Annotated in this window: 15 protein-coding genes; 6 read left to right on the top strand and 9 right to left on the bottom strand. The window is 64.2% G+C overall.

Annotation, left to right across the window (positions count from 1 at the left end; translation table 11 throughout):
• Window positions 1-73: 73 nt before the first annotated feature.
• Window positions 74-538, bottom strand: a complete 465-nt coding sequence (locus HU230_RS26195) for a GNAT family N-acetyltransferase (RefSeq protein WP_176529232.1) — start codon at window positions 536-538, stop codon at window positions 74-76.
• Between the two features lie 219 nt (window positions 539-757).
• Here HU230_RS26195 and HU230_RS26200 point away from each other — a divergent pair, with 219 nt between their 5' ends.
• Window positions 758-1,390, top strand: coding sequence for a hypothetical protein (locus tag HU230_RS26200; RefSeq protein ID WP_176529231.1), 633 nt, complete (start codon window positions 758-760; stop codon window positions 1,388-1,390).
• Between the two features lie 93 nt (window positions 1,391-1,483).
• Here the strand turns inward: HU230_RS26200 and HU230_RS26205 are convergent, their stop codons facing one another.
• Together HU230_RS26205 and HU230_RS26210 are read right to left on the bottom strand one after the other, a co-directional pair.
• Complete coding sequence (locus tag HU230_RS26205; protein WP_224944214.1) at window positions 1,484-1,867, bottom strand: META domain-containing protein; 384 nt, start codon at window positions 1,865-1,867, stop codon at window positions 1,484-1,486.
• Between the two features lie 179 nt (window positions 1,868-2,046).
• On the bottom strand, window positions 2,047-3,717 hold the full coding sequence (locus tag HU230_RS26210; protein WP_176529229.1) for an L-lactate permease: 1,671 nt from the start codon (window positions 3,715-3,717) through the stop codon (window positions 2,047-2,049).
• Window positions 3,718-4,025: 308 nt separating this feature from the next.
• Here HU230_RS26210 and HU230_RS26215 point away from each other — a divergent pair, with 308 nt between their 5' ends.
• Window positions 4,026-5,768, top strand: a complete 1,743-nt coding sequence (locus HU230_RS26215; RefSeq protein WP_176529228.1) for an ABC transporter ATP-binding protein/permease — start codon at window positions 4,026-4,028, stop codon at window positions 5,766-5,768.
• A 242-nt stretch (window positions 5,769-6,010) separates the two neighbouring features.
• On the opposite strand, the gene HU230_RS26220 is transcribed toward HU230_RS26215, so the two are convergent.
• From HU230_RS26220 to HU230_RS26235, 4 genes are all read right to left on the bottom strand, one after another.
• The gene (locus HU230_RS26220) at window positions 6,011-7,000 is read right to left on the bottom strand and encodes a TorF family putative porin (RefSeq protein ID WP_092124043.1); all 990 of its coding nucleotides are present in this window, start codon (window positions 6,998-7,000) and stop codon (window positions 6,011-6,013) included.
• A gap of 382 nt (window positions 7,001-7,382) precedes the next feature.
• The gene (locus tag HU230_RS26225; RefSeq protein ID WP_176529227.1) at window positions 7,383-7,784 is read right to left on the bottom strand and encodes a histone; all 402 of its coding nucleotides are present in this window, start codon (window positions 7,782-7,784) and stop codon (window positions 7,383-7,385) included.
• Window positions 7,785-7,997: 213 nt separating this feature from the next.
• Window positions 7,998-9,314, bottom strand: a complete 1,317-nt coding sequence (gene glcF, locus HU230_RS26230; RefSeq protein WP_176529226.1) for a glycolate oxidase subunit GlcF — start codon at window positions 9,312-9,314, stop codon at window positions 7,998-8,000.
• Window positions 9,311-10,549, bottom strand: a complete 1,239-nt coding sequence (locus HU230_RS26235; protein WP_176529225.1) for an FAD-binding protein — start codon at window positions 10,547-10,549, stop codon at window positions 9,311-9,313. The genes glcF and HU230_RS26235 overlap by 4 nt, the downstream gene beginning before the upstream one ends.
• Before the next feature lie 314 nt (window positions 10,550-10,863).
• On the opposite strand from HU230_RS26235, the gene HU230_RS26240 reads away from it, so the two are divergent.
• Entirely contained in the window at window positions 10,864-11,349 is a 486-nt protein-coding gene (locus tag HU230_RS26240) for a putative quinol monooxygenase (RefSeq protein WP_224943573.1), read from the top strand.
• A gap of 46 nt (window positions 11,350-11,395) precedes the next feature.
• On the opposite strand, the gene HU230_RS26245 is transcribed toward HU230_RS26240, so the two are convergent.
• Window positions 11,396-12,541, bottom strand: coding sequence for an acyltransferase family protein (locus tag HU230_RS26245; protein WP_224943575.1), 1,146 nt, complete (start codon window positions 12,539-12,541; stop codon window positions 11,396-11,398).
• A 292-nt stretch (window positions 12,542-12,833) separates the two neighbouring features.
• A complete protein-coding gene (locus tag HU230_RS26250; protein WP_176529223.1) occupies window positions 12,834-14,327 on the bottom strand; it encodes an FAD-linked oxidase C-terminal domain-containing protein in 1,494 nt (497 codons plus the stop codon).
• 248 nt (window positions 14,328-14,575) lie between these two features.
• On the opposite strand from HU230_RS26250, the gene cycA reads away from it, so the two are divergent.
• The 3 genes from cycA (at window position 14,576) to HU230_RS26265 (ending at window position 15,683) form a co-directional block, all read left to right on the top strand.
• Window positions 14,576-14,968, top strand: coding sequence for a cytochrome c-550 CycA (cycA, locus tag HU230_RS26255; protein WP_092124037.1), 393 nt, complete (start codon window positions 14,576-14,578; stop codon window positions 14,966-14,968).
• 94 nt (window positions 14,969-15,062) lie between these two features.
• Window positions 15,063-15,359 carry a type II toxin-antitoxin system RelE/ParE family toxin gene (locus tag HU230_RS26260; RefSeq protein WP_176529222.1) on the top strand — a complete coding sequence of 99 codons (297 nt, stop codon included), beginning with the start codon at window positions 15,063-15,065 and terminating at the stop codon, window positions 15,357-15,359.
• 15 nt (window positions 15,360-15,374) lie between these two features.
• On the top strand, window positions 15,375-15,683 hold the full coding sequence (locus HU230_RS26265) for a HigA family addiction module antitoxin (RefSeq protein WP_176529221.1): 309 nt from the start codon (window positions 15,375-15,377) through the stop codon (window positions 15,681-15,683).
• The last annotated feature ends 12 nt before the right edge of the window (window positions 15,684-15,695 follow it).

Genomic DNA, 15,695 nt, shown 5'->3' on the forward strand with positions numbered 1-15,695 from the left:
ATCGCTATAGCGGCGCCTAAGCGCCGCGACGACCCGCTTTGCGGTGACGGCGTCCGGAAACGACCGCTTGGAGTTAGAGCCGCTTGGTCAGGAACAGGCTGAGGGGATCGGGCGCGTAGCCCCCGAACGGCGGGCACTCCTGGTAGCCGGCGGCGCGATAGAGCCCGATCGCCTCCGGCTGCCGGATTCCGGTCTCCAGGCTGATGCGCGCGATCCGCCGGTCGCGCGCGGCGTCCTCCAGCGCGTCGAGCAGGCGGCGGCCGAGCCCGTGCCCGCGCGCGTCGGCACGCACGAACATTCGCTTCATCTCGGTATGACCGGGCGCGATCAGGCGGAAGGCGATCGACCCGAGCACCTCGCCATCACGCCGCGCGACGAGGAAGACCGTATCCGGGACGGCAAGCGTCTCGACGGCGGCGAGGTGATTGCTATCAGGCGGATACAGCGCCTGCATGTGGGCGTCCGACAGATCGATCAGCTGCCGCACGTCGGGCTGCCGCGGGTCTTCGGGGGCGATGCTGATTTCAGGCTTGTGCATCTCTGGCCCAATGCAGGGTCGTCGTCGCGATTGTCGGCCGCCCTCACCGCCCCGTCAATTTGCGGGGACTGCGACCAAAAGACTTCGTGCTGCCGCAGTTCGGTCACCGAAAATTAAGGCTCGATTTAGTTTCGAGGATCATCCTTTGCGTCACCGAACACGGGTCACGCCATGCAAGACCGCGAGCCGATCAGTCCTGGGAGCATCTGGCCAACGGATGTGACGGAGGGTCATTCGCCGGCGCAGACGGCGGACCTCTGGGACGTCTCAGGCGAGAACCACGACGCCGCCCTGCTGCTGCGGGAGCCGTTCGCCGATCGCATCGGCACCGCGCTGCTGGCAGCCACCGCACTGGCCGCAAGCTTCGTGCTGGGATGGACCGGCGGCGCCAACTGGCACGATTTTGCGGCTCCCGCGCCGGTCCCGGTGGTCCAGAGGGAAGCGCCGGTCCCGCATGTTGCCGAGACCCGGCCGAGCCCAAGAAGCGAATCGAGAGGCGAGCGCCGGACCGCGTCCAATGCCGACCCCGCCGTCACCGGCAGCATTCCGAAGAACACCCCTGCCAGCCCGCGCCCGCTCGCTCTCGGCGCCGCGCCCACCACCCTGAACGCGCAGGCCGCGGCGCTCGGGACGAAGCCGCCCGTGGCGGCGGCGGAGACCCGGCCAAGCACGATTCCCGGATGGTCGGTGGTCGAAGTCCGCGACGGCACCGCCGTGCTCGAGGGACCGGAGGGCGTCAAGATGGCCGCACGCGGCGACGTCGTCCCAGGCCTCGGCCGGGTCGATTCCATCGTGCGCTGGGGCAATCGCTGGATCGTTGCCACCGCAAGCGGATTGGTCGCAACGCCCTGAGCGCGCGTTCGACGCAGTAGCGCGATGAGTTCGTCACTTTTTGCTTGGGCATGATCTTTCGGAAAACCGCTTCGCACTTTTCCGGATCATGCCCTAGTTGCTGTTGATCACGAAACGCAGCGACTTGCTTCCGACGAACGTGACCTGATCACCCTGCCGCCGCCAACTCGTCATCTCTCCGAGCGCGGTGAGCAGATCCTTGTCGGCCTGCGCCCGGTCCGGCGTGCAGTTGCGGTTCTCCATCGCGCCGGGAACGAACACGATGGTGTTGCCGGCAACCGAGAACTGGCCCTTGCCGCCGTCGCACCACAGCTCGAGGATCACCTCGCCATTGTCGCCGACCTCGATCGAGGGAATCCGCTTGGAGCCCGGCATGCGCGCGGCATCGAGCGTCATCACGAAGCCGAACGGGAATTCTTCCTGGGCCTGGACCGGCCCCGCGCCAAGCGCCGCTGCAACGACCACCAACGCGGCCATGCCGCCGTTCAGAATCCGCCTCATCGACATCACGCCATTCCCAGCAATTGCGACGCCGCCCTTGTATGGGACGAGGCTGCGATTGGCCAGAATGGCGGCGCGAGAAAAAGCACTTGAAAAGCAAAATCCCCGCAGGCTCGCACCCGCGGGGATCTTCGTTTGGGCGACGCCTCGCCGCGCTATTTCAGCACCAGCGTCGTGAACGGATAGACATAGGCCTGCAGGGTCACGAACAGACCGACCAGGCACGCCAGCACGATCGAGTGCAGGAACACGTAGCGCAGGATCGATCCTTCGTGGCCGTACCAGTTGGTCGCGGTGGAGGCGACCACGATCGATTGCGCGTCGATCATCTTGCCCATCACGCCGCCCGAGGAGTTCGCCGCCGCCATCAGGATCGGCGACAGGCCGAGCTGCTCGGAGGTGATCTTCTGCAGATTGCCGAACAGCACGTTCGATGCGGTATCCGATCCGGTCAGCGCCACGCCCAGCCAGCCGAGCAAGGTGCCGAAGAACGGGTACAGCACGCCGGTCGCCGCGAAGGCGAGGCCGAGCGTGGCATCGACGCCGGAGAGGCGGGTCAGCGTGCCGATCGCCAGCATCGCGGAGATCGTGATCAGCGAGATCGCGCAGAGACGGATGGTGCGGCCGTACTCGGCGATCAGCTTGAGCGGCGAGAAGCCCATCAGGAGGCCGGAGATGATCGCCGCGATCAGCATGCCGGTGCCGGTGAACGACAGATAGGTGAAGCTGAACACGGCGCCTTCCGGCGTCGGCTTGGCGGCTACCGGCGGCACCTTGAAGATCAGTTTGTCGAGCTCGGGCACCGCATAGTTCCAGGTGAAGTTGGCGTTCGCCCAGGTCTTGAAGGCGCCGTTGCCCCAGATCAGCATCAGGATGCAGACGATGATCCACGGCAGCAGCGCGCTCCATAATTCGCCCTGGGTCAACGGCGTCTTGTCGAGCGGCTTGGCTGCCGCCATCGTCGCCGCCGATTCATCGCGGCCGCGCAGCGCGGGCGACAGCCAGAGCTGACGCGGCTGCCAAACCTTCAGGAACAGGATCAGCGCGCCCATCGAGATCAGCGATGCGCCGATGTCGACGATCCAGGGGTTGATGTAATTCGAGATCACGAATTGCGGGACCGCGAACGACACGCCGGTGACCAGGATGGCCGGCCAGATTTCCTTCATGCCGCGCCAGCCCGCGAACGCCCACACCACCCAGAACGGCACGATCAGCGAGAACAGCGGCAGCTGCCGGCCGACCATGGCGCCCAGGATGTAGGGGTCGAGCCCGGTGACCGAGGCAAGCCCCTGGATCGGCGTGCCGAGCGCGCCGTAGGCCACCGGGGCGGTGTTGGCGATCAGCGACAGGCCGGAGGCCGCGAGCGGCGAGAAGCCGAGCCCGATCAGCACCGCGCCGGTGATCGCGACCGGCGTGCCGAAGCCCGAAGCGCCCTCGAAGAAGGCGCCGAACGAGAACGCGATCAGGAGCAGCTGCAGGCGGCGATCCTCGGTGACGCCGCCGACCGCGCGCTTGAGCAGCTCGAACTTCCCGCACCTCACCGTGACCTGGTAGAGGAAGATGACGTTGAGCACGATCCAGCCGATCGGAAAGAATCCGGTGACGATGCCGAGGATCGATGCGCGGATCGACATGCCGGCCGGCATCGTGAACACGAAGATCGTGATCAGGTTGGTCACGATGACGGCGACGATGGCGGCGATATGCGCCTTCACCTTGCCGCTGGCGATCAGCACCAACAGCGTGACCACGGGAATGGCGGCCGCGATCGTCGACAGCCCGGCATTGCCGAGCGGATTGTAGATTTGATTCCAGGTGCTCATCTCGGGGTCCTTCCCACATTCTTATGCAGCGCCCCCGCCTCGGTGCAGGCAGGCGCGCTGGTGCGATTGCGGGAGTCCGTCGGAAAATTGCAGCCCCGGCCCGCGAATGAACGATCGGTAAGGATCGCTCACATCCTCGCGAAAAATCGAAGGTCCCCCGCCCCTCGCCGTTGTCGTCATGCTAGGGTTGACTCGATCGCCGGGACAAGCCAACGCTTGCATGCCAGACCTACGACTTTAGTCGAGGACCACGCCGATTGTCCCGATTCTTCAGGCCGTTGCGGCCGCTTCCCCGGAGACGATAATCTGTGAACAACATTCGCTCGACGCTCGCGACGGTGTGGCGCATCGCCTCACCCTATTTCAACTCCGACGACAAATGGGCAGGCCGCGGACTGTTGGCCGCGGTGGTGATCATCGAACTCGCCAGCGTGTTTCTGACCGTGCTGTTCAACCGCTGGAACAATGTTTTCTACAATGCGCTGCAGGAGCGTGATCAGGCGGTCTTCACCTATCAGATCGGTTACTTCTGCGTGCTCGCGGCGTTCTGGATCGGCCTGAAAGTCTACCAGCTCTATCTCAATCAGTGGCTGCAGATCCGCTGGCGGCGCTGGATGACCACGCGCTATCTCGGCGGCTGGCTGAACGATGCCAACCACTATCGCATGCAGTTGCTCGGCGATGCCGCTGATAACCCCGACCAGCGTATCGCCGACGACAGCCAGCGCTTCGTCGAACAGACCCTGACGCTCGGGATCGGATTGTTGAGCTCCGTCGTGACGCTTGCTTCCTTCGTGTTCATCCTGTGGGGCCTTTCCAATCAGGCGCCGCTGCACCTGTTCGGCAGAGAGATCGGGATTCCCGGCTATCTGGTGTGGGGCGCGCTGATCTACGCGATCCTCGGAACGGTCTTGACCCACGTGATCGGCAGGCCGCTCGTCGACCTCAACTTCCGGCAGCAACGGTTCGAAGCCGATTTCCGTTTCAACCTGGTGCGGACCCGTGAGAACGCCGAGCAGATTGCACTGCTCCGCGGTGAACCGGCCGAGCGCACGCGATTGCTCGATCGCTTCGGATTCGTGGTCGGGAACTGGCTCGGCATCATGCAACGAACCAAGAAGCTGACCGCGTTCACCGCGACCTATTCGCAGGCCGCCGTGATCTTCCCCTACGTGCTCATCGCACCGGCCTATTTCGCCAACAAGATCCAGCTCGGCGGCATGATGCAGACCGCTTCCGCCTTCAGCAGCGTGCAGGATTCACTGTCGTTCTTCATCACGGCCTACCGGACGCTGGCTGAATGGCAATCGGTGGTCGCGCGTCTCGATGGCTTCGAGAACTCGATCCGCGGTGGCGATGCGCTCGCGCAGCGGCAGGACATCATCCACGTCAAGCCCACAGCCGGCGACACGATCGATCTCGACGATCTCCTGGTCACCCTGCCGGACGGCAAGCCGCTGCTCGCGGCTGACGGCTTCAGCCTTCGCGACAATGAACGCACCCTGGTCACCGGTCCCTCCGGCGCCGGCAAGTCCACGCTGTTCCGCGCGGTGGCCGGCATCTGGCCGTTCGGCCGCGGCGCGGTCCATATCCCCGCCAATGCCAGCCTGATGATGCTGCCGCAACGTCCCTATCTGCCGATCGGCTCGCTGCATGGCGCGGTGGTCTATCCGGGCCAGGCTGCAAGCTACGATGCGGGACGGGTCCGCGAGGTCCTCACCGCCGTCGGACTGCCGCAGCTCGCGGCGCGGCTCGAGGAAGAAGCGCACTGGAACCGGATGCTGTCGCTCGGCGAGCAGCAGCGGCTCGGCATCGCCCGGGCGCTGTTGCATGCGCCGCAATTCCTGTTCCTCGACGAGGCGACGGCCTCGCTCGACGAGCCGTCGGAGGCCGCGCTGTACCGACTGATGACGGAGAAGCTGCCCGACACCACGGTGGTCTCGATCGGCCACCGTTCGACGCTCGACGCCTTCCACCAGCGCAACATTTCGCTGGTTCGCGACGGCGACCGCTTCACCTTGCGTGACAAGGTCGAGGCCGCCGCGTCGTAGGCGAGCGAACTTAGCTGCGAACGCGAACAGCCAGGCCCGGAAGTCACTCGGCTCCCTCTCCCGCTGCGGGGGAGGGTTGGGGTGGGGGCTCTCTCCACGAATCGCATTGTGGAGAGAGCCCCCACCCGCCGCAAGCGGGAGAGGTGAGCCGGTCCGCAGCTCCAGCCTCGTCATCACCCGAGTCCGCAAAACAAAGGGGGCGGCAGATTGCTCTGCCGCCCCCCGATCCTCGGAAGAGGAAATTACTTCAGGTTGGACATCGCGGTCAGGTCGACCGAGAGCTTGGCGATACCGGCTGCGCCGCACCAGTTGGAGCCCGTGCCGCCCGGATTGATCGGGGTGACGTTGGTGGTTCCGCCCGCGGTGAAGTCGCTGGTGAAGGCGCTGCAATTGCCCTTCGACAGGTCGGTGTCGGAATAGCGCAGATCGAGCGTGAACACCTTGTAGGTGAAGCCGATGCCGATGTTCCAGGTGTTGTAGTCGGCATACTTGATGCCGTTCGGGAACGCCGGAACGCCGTAGAAGCTGTCGGAGGTGCCGAGCCACTGCCGACCGAACTCACCCGACACATACATGCCGACGCCGCTGGTGCCGAACACGGTGCTCGGCGCAGTGTACTTGCCGATGATCGAGGAGTAGTTGCCCCAGGCGCCGGTGTTGAGGAAGTTCGGCGAGTAGTACTCGTTGATGGTGAACGCCCAGTTGTCGTTGATGGTCCAGGTCGCCTTGCCGTAGACTTCGAAGAACGAGACGTCCTTCTTCATCACGTTGCCGTTCAGCAGGGCGTTGGCTGCGCACTCCGGGCTGAGCAGCTTGCCGGCAGTGTCGGTCGGCGCGCCGAAGTAGCAGGTTCCACCCGGATACAGGTAACCCCAGACACCGATGTCGAAGGCGAAGGCGCCGAAGGTCGGACGGATACCGCCATAGACGTCGACCTCAGCCGCAGCGCGGTTGGCGAAGGAGATGCTTTCGGTCGAGGTGCCGATGTAGAGCTGCAGGTCCTTGTTGACGTTGTAGCGCGGCTCGAAATAGGCGGTGACCGACGGATTGTGGTTGGACTGGGTAACGCCGCGGAAGATGTAGTCGCTCATGATGCCGGCGCCAAAGGCGACGTCCCAGGGATCGAACGGAGCCGGCGGCGGCGCCTTGACGGCCTTCACCGCCATGTCAGCTGCCATTGCCGAGCTCGAAATCATTGCTAGCGCCGTTGCTAACAAAGCCAGTTTCTTCATGACGATCCCCATCTACTTTTCCAGACAGCCCAGCTCCGGTGGCCCCCAGGGCGCGCGATAACGGACTGCGACTAAATCGCGTGGGTTCAATCTGAAGCCCATGCACGGGACCGTGAAGCCAAAAAGACATGCATGTGCCGACTTTTTAGGCGTTCCAGCACTCTCGCCACACGTTGGTTGACGGGTGTTGCATTTGCACCACAAGACTCATGGCTCCCGCCCCGGTTGAGCGGCACGCAAAATCGGATTCGAGCAACAGTTCGACATGCTGCAGTCGGTATCGACGCGAATCGCGCCTCCGCAAAACTACGGACGGCCGATACGGAAAAAGCCGCAGCGGCGTCCGCTGCGGCTTCGATCAGGTGAACCGGTGCAGGTTCGGCTAGTGGTGCTCGCTGTCGGACGTGCCCCAGCTCGGCGCCGGCTCGTGGCTCGGCGTGGCCCAGCTCGGGGCCGGCTGCGGCGCGGGCTCGGACGCCGGGGGCGCTGCAACCGGGGCAGCCGGCTTCGGCGCGGCGGCCTTCTTCGGAGCGGTCTTCTTGGCGGCCTTCTTCGCAGCCGGCTTCGCGGCCTTCTTGGGCGCGGCCTTCTTCGGAGCAGCCTTCTTCGCAGCTTTCTTAGCGGTCTTCTTGGCTGACTTCTTCGCCGATTTCTTTGCAGACTTCTTCGCGGCCTTCTTCGCAGTCTTCTTGGCCGACTTCTTCGCGGACTTCTTCTTCGCCGCTACCGCCTTCTTGGCCTTTTTGGCCTTCTTGCTTTTCTTCGCCTTCTTCGACTTCGCCATCGTGGTCCTCCTGTTGCCGCTGATTTGAGTCCACCGCGTATTGAAGCGATCGCTTGCCGGTCAGCAGCTGCACCCCGAGGAGAGGCACCTTCCACTTCGCTTGTCGGGCATGATGGCCGCGCGATCGCTTCGCGTCTGTGGCAGGGAAGCGCCGGTCCTTCAGTTTGCGTCAGGGCAAGGCTGGGGTCCGGATCATGCTCGAATGGCAGTCGATCAATTCAATCCTGGCCGGGGACCTCCTGTCGCCCAATCGAGAAGCTCAATCGTGTGCACCACAGGAACTGACGTACCGCCGGCAATCTGAACCATGCAACCAATATTGCCCGCAGCGATCATGTCCGGTTTGACAAGCGCAATATTGGCGACCTTGCGATCGCGCAATCTGCTCGCAATGTCGGGCTGGAGAATGTTGTAGGTCCCCGCCGAACCGCAACACAAATGGCTCTCGGGCACATCTTTCACCACGAATCCATTCTTGGAAAGCAATTCTTTCGGAAGTTGAGTGATTTTCTGTCCATGCTGCAACGAACAAGCCGAGTGATAGGCGACGGTGATGTCGCCTTTCTGCGTTGAAGGCGCGAGCTCGAGGCCAGCGAGATACTCGGTGATATCCTTTGCCAGCGCCGAGATTCGCTCGGCCGCTTCCGCGAATGTTTTGTCCTCGCGCAACAGGTAGCCGTAGTCCTTGACGACTGTCCCACAGCCCGAGGTCGTCACCAGAATGGCGTCGAGCCCGTTCTGGTCCGCTTCCCTTTGCCACACCGTGACGTTGGCCCGTGCGCGCGCCAGCGCGTCGGCGTCCTGTCCCATGTGATGGGTCAACGCGCCGCAGCATTGCTCGTCCTTGACCAGCACCACCTCGACGCCGTGCCGGGTCAGCACGTTGATCGCAGCCTGATTGATGCGTGGCGCCAGCACCTGCTGGGCGCAGCCCTGCAGCAGCGCGACCCGCCCGCGCCGGCGGCCGGTCGCCGCAAACACGGTTCCCGCAGCCGGACCCGGCGGCGGCAGGCCGCGCGGCGCCAGCGCCAGCATGGCCTTGATCCGCCGCAGCAGGCCCGGGCTCGCCGCACCGACCGACGGCGTTGGCAGCAGAGCTGTGAACGGACGGGCGAGCCCGGCCAGGATCATGCTGATCCGGAACAGGCCCGGCCGCGGCAGCACGAAAACGAGTACCGACCGCAGCAGCCGCTCGGTCAGCGGCCGCTCGTAATCCCGCTCGATCCTGACCCGGGCCTGGTCGACGAGGTGCATGTAGTTCACTCCCGACGGACAGGTGGTCATGCAGGCGAGGCACGACAGGCAGCGGTCGATATGCTTGACCACGTCCGCCGTCGGCGGCTTGTCCTTCTCCAGCATCTCCTTGATCAGGTAGATGCGGCCGCGCGGGCTATCGAGTTCGTCGCCGAGCAGCACATAGGTCGGACAGGTCGCGGTACAGAAGCCGCAATGCACGCAGGCGCGCAGGATCTTGTCGGCTTCCTTGATGTCGGGATCGGCGAGCTGCGCCAGGGTAAACTCGGTCTTCATGCCCCCCCGCCTCGAATCATCCGGCCGCGGTTGAGGACCGACCTCGGATCGAAACTCGCCCGGACCCGTTCGCCGAGTGCGGCAAGCCCGGCCGGCTGCGGCTGGAACACGTCGACCGCACGGCGAACATCCTCGGTGGCGCGGATCAGGGTGGCGTGCCCGCCGACCGCCTCGACCTGGCCGCGGACCAGCGCGGCCTGCGCGTCGGCATTGGGCGGCACCGCGGCCCAGATCAGCCCGCCACCCCAATCGTAGATCACGTCGCCGCCGGTGGCGCGCGACAACGCCTGACCGAGCGCGCCGCCTGAGGCCGGCGGGCAAACGATGCGCCACACCGGCCAGGCCCCGAGCGCGCCGTTCGCCGCGAACGGCACCACGTCGCGCAGCGCACTCCAGATCAAGGCCGAGGCGTAGTCAGCCAGGCTGTCGACCGTTCCATAGGAGGAGAGTGTCTGGCTGAGCGAGGCCGCCCGGTGCGCCGCCGACGCCGAAATGCCCTCAAGCCGCACCAGCGTGACCGGCTGGCCGGAGGCTGCGAGGCCGGCGAGCGCGCCGGTCCCGGACCGCAGCGCCGAACCAGGCAAATGCGCCGCGCCCGACACGTCGAAGGGCGAGCCCAGCGCTGCCGTCATCGCCTTGTTGGCGGTGACGTCATCCAGCCCGCGCAGCACCAACGTCCGCTCGGCTTCCGGCTTCGGCATCACCTTGAGCGTCACTTCGGTCATGACGGCCAGCGTGCCCCAGGAACCGGTGAGCAGCTTGCAGAGATCGTAGCCGGTGACGTTCTTCACCACCCGCCCACCGGTCTTGAAACTGTCGCCGAATCCGGACACCGCGTGCGCCCCGAGCAGATGATCCCGGGCGCCGCCGGCCTTGATGCGGCGCGGCCCGGCAAGGCCGGCGCCGATCATGCCGCCGATCGTGCCGGCTCCCGCGCTGCCGAGCAGCACGGACATGTCCATCGGCTCGAAGGCGAATTGCTGGTTCTTGGCGTCGATCAGGGATTGCACGTCGGCGAGCGGCGCGCCGGCCTGCACGGTGACGATCAGCTCGTTCGGCTCATAGGAGCTGACCGCGTTCAGCACCGAGACGTCGAGCACCGCATTGGTCGCCATCGGATGGCCGATGGCGCGTTTCGATCCATGACCAATGACCTCAAGCGGCTGCTCGCTGGCGACAGCGGCGCGCACCACTTCTTCGACGTCCTTGACGTCTCTGACTTTCAGCGTTTCCACACGCTAGTCGGTAACGAAGTTTGGCTCCGAGATCAAATGCGACGAGCCCCACCCTCGCAATGCCGACGGAATGGTCCGGGAGCGGGGCTTGCCACCCAACAAAGGTGGGAAGGGCGGTCGGGCCACCCTGCTCGAGGTTTTGGCCACATCGCGCGTCCTGCGCAGGCGGAGACGTAACACTTCGACCGATGTCGAACCATTTTCACGACATCGACATTTCGACCGTCGCCTAACCGAGTGCGCAGCACGATCCACTATTTCTCGCGGGCGGTTCGGCCGGCACGACGGTTGGCGCACTTCATCTGGAGGCGATCATGAAACGTTCGGACGTCACGACCACGACGATGATGCTCACCCGACGATCGGCCATCGGCTCGTTCGCCGCGATCATGACGATCGCCGGCGTCTCGCCCTGGACCGGATCGCAAGCTCGATCGGAGCAAAGCAACGGAGGAATGCAAATGAAGCACTATGCGATGAGCACGAGAACCATCAGCGATGCGATCAACACATCAGGCCTGCTGGTGGTGGCGCAATGGGAAGCAAAGGAAGGCCAGGCCGACAAGGTCGCGGCAATCCTCGATGGCTTCCTGCCCGAGGCGCAGAAGGACCCCGGCACCAAGCTGTTCCTGATCGGCCGCGGCAAGGACAACCCGGCGCAATTCCTGTTCTACGAATTGTTCCAGGACGAAGCGGCATTCAAGGCGCATGCGGAGAGCGCCTACTTCAAGACCTACATCGCGGAGCAGGCACTGCCGCTGCTCGCCAAGCGCGAACGGATGCAATACGTATTGCTGTGATCGACGGCGCCGCGGGGAGGATACCAATCCTTCCCGCGCGCGCAGATCAGATCGATGCGCTGCTGTTGCCGAGCCTTGCGCGCAACCCGACCCGCTCGGGCGACCTGCGCCAGAAGCCGATGATCGAAATCCGCGACAGGACCGCGGCCTCGAACGTCTCGACATGGCCGCGGAGCCGCAGCGCATGTTTTTCGACGAGATGCCAGGACGCGACGGCGACGCCGAAGGCAAGCGGCAGGCTGATCAGGATATTCAGATACCAGTGCTGAACCGGCGGGCCGAACGCGGCAACGCACTGCTGGATGACGAACCCATAGAGATAGAGCCCGTAGGAGTAATCGCCTGACGACACGATCCAGCTCCGCCGTGGATTCAGCAGGCCGAGATAGCACACGACATAGGCGGCCGGCACCGGGGCCAGCGCGTCGCCGCGTCCCGTGGCCATGCCGGCGGTGCACAGCAGCAGCGCGATCAGGCAGGCCGTGCGGTTGTACGGCACCTTGTCGCGCCAGAGGTAGAAGCCGACACCGGCAAGGAAGCAGAACACCAGAAGATGCGGGCGAAGCTGGATCGGCACCTCCTCCCAGCGGTAGACGTCGTAGCTCACCAGCGCGACCTGAACGATCACCAGGAACACAAGGTACGCCACCCTGTTGAAGCAGATCGTGGTCACCGCGAGCAGCGCCAGGATGACGTAGCACCACAATTCATACGGCACCGTCCAGAGCTGGGCATTCACCACGTCCGGCAGCGGATTGTGCAGGAAGACGCCCGGCAGCTCGTAATGGATGTCGCCGATCATGTTGAGAAAATAGGCGTGGAATGTCGGGTCCGCGACATACTGCGCCAACGGCAGTTCGGTGAACACCGAGCCGATGATGACGGCCGACAGCGTCGTCTCGACCGCGAGCGCGGGTCCGATCCGAAGCACGCGCAGGCCGAGGAAGGAGATCAGGCTCTTGCACCGCTGCAGGCTCGCCGTCACCAGGAATCCGCTGAGCGAAAAGAACAGCGCGAGGATCATCGCGATGCCGATGCGGAACGAGCCCAATATTTCCAGCGCCCGGCCAAGCCCGAGCGTCACGTTCAGGCCGTGCAGGCAGATGATCGACACCGCCAGCGCAATCCGCATGTAGTCGAAACCTGCGGGCCGATTGCGCGCAAGAGCCAGCTGATCAGCCAGGCTGGGCATCGATGTGTTCCCGAAGACATGCATCTTGAGAAAATACCGAGGAACAGTTGAAGGCCGTGTAAACGGTGGGTGGCCGCCGCAATTGCAGCGACGCGCAACGGCAGCCGTGACGACCTGCCACGGCCATCGCGGCAAGCATCGGTTAAGGTTATCGGCTGGCTAGCGCGATCGATCGAAATGTACCGATCGCCCTAAAGCGCGATGAGATCAGGTTGAATCGTCATCGCGCTTTAGCTCCTTGTTTGAGCATGATCTTTTCGGAAAACCGCTTCGCGCTTTTCCGGATCATGCTTTAGAACCGCGGGATATCCGGGAAGGCCAGCTTGCCGGCGTGCACATGGACGCGACCGAGCTCGGCGCAGCGGTGCAGCGTGGGAAACACCTTGCCGGGGTTGAGCAGACCTTCCGCATCGAAGGCGCATTTCAGCCGCTGCTGCTGGTTGAGGTCGATCTCGGTGAACATTTCCGGCATCAGGTCGCGCTTCTCGATGCCGACGCCGTGCTCGCCTGTAAGCACGCCGCCGAGCTCGACGCAGCAACGCAGGATATCGGCACCGAACGCTTCGGCCTTCTCGATCTCGCCCGGCTTGTTGGCATCGTAGAGGATCAAGGGGTGCAGATTGCCGTCGCCGGCGTGGAACACATTGGCGACGCCGAGGCCGTATTTCTCCGAGAGTTCGCGGATCCGCGCCAACGCCTTCGGCAGCGCGCCGCGCGGGATGGTGCCGTCCATGCAGAGATAATCCGGCGAGATCCGCCCGACCGCGGGGAAAGCCGCCTTGCGACCGGCCCAGAACAGATTGCGCTCGGCCTCCGAGGTCGAGATCTGGCACGAGGTCGAGCCGCAGCCCTGCGCGATCGCCTCGACCCGCTTGATCAGCTCGTCGACCTCGACCTGGGGCCCGTCGAGCTCGATGATCAGGAGCGCCTCGACGTCGAGCGGATAGCCGGCATGGACGAAGGCTTCCGCGGCGTGGATCGCCGGCTTGTCCATCATCTCCATGCCGCCGGGGATGATGCCGGCGCCGATGATGGCGGCCACGCATTCGCCGGCCGCCTCGACCTCGGCGAAACCGACCATCAGCGCGCGCGCCGTCTCGGGCTTCTGCAAGATGCGCACCGTGATCTCGGTGATGACGCCGAGCAGCCCCTCCGAGCCGGTGATGATCCCCATCAGATCGTAGCCGGCGTTCTCGGCCGACTTGCCGCCGATGCGCAGGATCTCGCCACTCATCAGCACGATCTCGCAGCCCAGCACATTGTTGGTGGTCATGCCGTATTTCAGGCAGTGCACGCCGCCGGAATTCTCCGCGACATTGCCGCCGATCGAGCAGGCGATCTGCGACGACGGATCGGGCGCGTAGTAGAAACCGGCATGGGCGACCGCCTGGCTGATCGCAAGGTTGGTGACGCCCGGCTCGGTGACGACAACGCGGTTGTCGAAGTCGATCTCGCGAATGCGCTTGAACTTGCCGAGCCCGAGCAAGACGCCGTCGGCAAGCGGCAGCGCGCCGCCGGACAACGAGGTGCCGGAGCCGCGCGGCACCACCTTGATACCCTGCTCCTGGCAATATTTGAGGACCTTCGCGACCTGCTCGGTGGTATCGGGTAGCACCACGACCATCGGCGGCTGCCGATAAGCGGTCAGGCCGTCGGATTCATAGGCCAGCATTTCGGCGGCACTGTCGATCACGCCCTCGCCCGGGACGATTGCGCGCAAGGCGGCAACGATTTCGGCGCGGCGGGCAAGGACGGCCTGATCGGCCGCCGGCATCATGATGGACATCGGTGTTCCCTCGGAGCGCTGTGCGCTTTGCCGATTTGTTACGACAAATCAATCAGGTCTGCACCTGTTTCAGTCACCCTGTTTCAGCCACCCGGCCGAAGGTCGGATTGCCCCGCCCCGCAATGCCGAGTTCTCTCTCGGACAAGCGGACGGCCATGAAACCTGTCAAAGTTTCGTGGCTTGTCCTGTCCAAGCCGGACATGCCACAAACCAAACGCTACCCCCCGGGACGAAACGAAGAGAACCCCATGAACCTAAAGACCTTGAGCGCGCTGGCGGTCGTCACATCGCTGGCCACCGCATCCTCGGCGCTGGCGCAGGACGCCGCCGCCGGCAAGACCTCGTTCAACAAATGCCTCGCCTGCCACGCGATCGGTGAAGGCGCCAAGAACAAGGTCGGCCCCGAGCTCAACGGCCTCGACGGCCGCCACTCCGGCACCGCGCCCGACTACAGTTATTCCGATGCCAACAAGAATTCCGGCATCACCTGGAACAAGGAAACGTTCCTCGAATACATCAAGGATCCAAAGGCCAAGATCCCCGGCACCAAGATGGCCTTCGCCGGCATCAAGAACGAGACCGAGGCCAACAATCTATGGGCCTACGTGTCGTCGTTCGACAAGGACGGCAAGCAGAAGTAAAGCCGCTCGACACTCCCTCACAACGCCCGCAACGCGGGCGTTGTGATTTTGTACCACCGTGTGGTACAATGGGTCATCGAGGGGGCTGCGTCCGATGATCCTGAGCTTCCGGGACGAATGGCTGTGCGCTTTCTTCACGGAGGACGCGAAATCGCGAAACATCCCGTCGGATCTTGAAGACCGTTTGTTTCGCAAGCTGCAGATGCTCGATGATGCGACGACTGATCAGGACCTGCGGGTGCCGCCGAGCAATCATTTTGAGAAACTCCGGGGCAATCTTGCGGGGCTTCATTCCATTCGCGTCAACAAGCAATGGCGCCTTGTCTTTCGGTGGTCGGGCGCGCGAGGCGAAGCACAAGGCGTCTACCTCGACGACCACAGTTACAGATGACGGAGGATCAGGGTCATGCTGACGACCAAGCGCAAGCCCGCCACGTTGGGCGAGATTCTCAGGGAAGAATTCATGGCACCGTTGGGGCTGACCCAAGGCGCCTTGGCCGAGGCCATGGGAGTTCAGCGCAAGCATGTCAATGAATTGTGCAATGATCGCCGGAACGTCACCGCGGCAACCGCGCTGATTCTTGCCCGCGTATTCGGCAACAGCCCGGAGTTCTGGCTGAACGTCCAGCGACGCACTGACCTTTGGCAAGCCATGAACTCGCCGAGCGAGCGGAAGCGCATCGAACGCGCGAAGCCGCTTGGAAGGGCCGCTTGATTTTGTGCGTCC

This window comes from Bradyrhizobium quebecense (genome assembly GCF_013373795.3).
Classification (GTDB): domain Bacteria; phylum Pseudomonadota; class Alphaproteobacteria; order Rhizobiales; family Xanthobacteraceae; genus Bradyrhizobium; species Bradyrhizobium quebecense.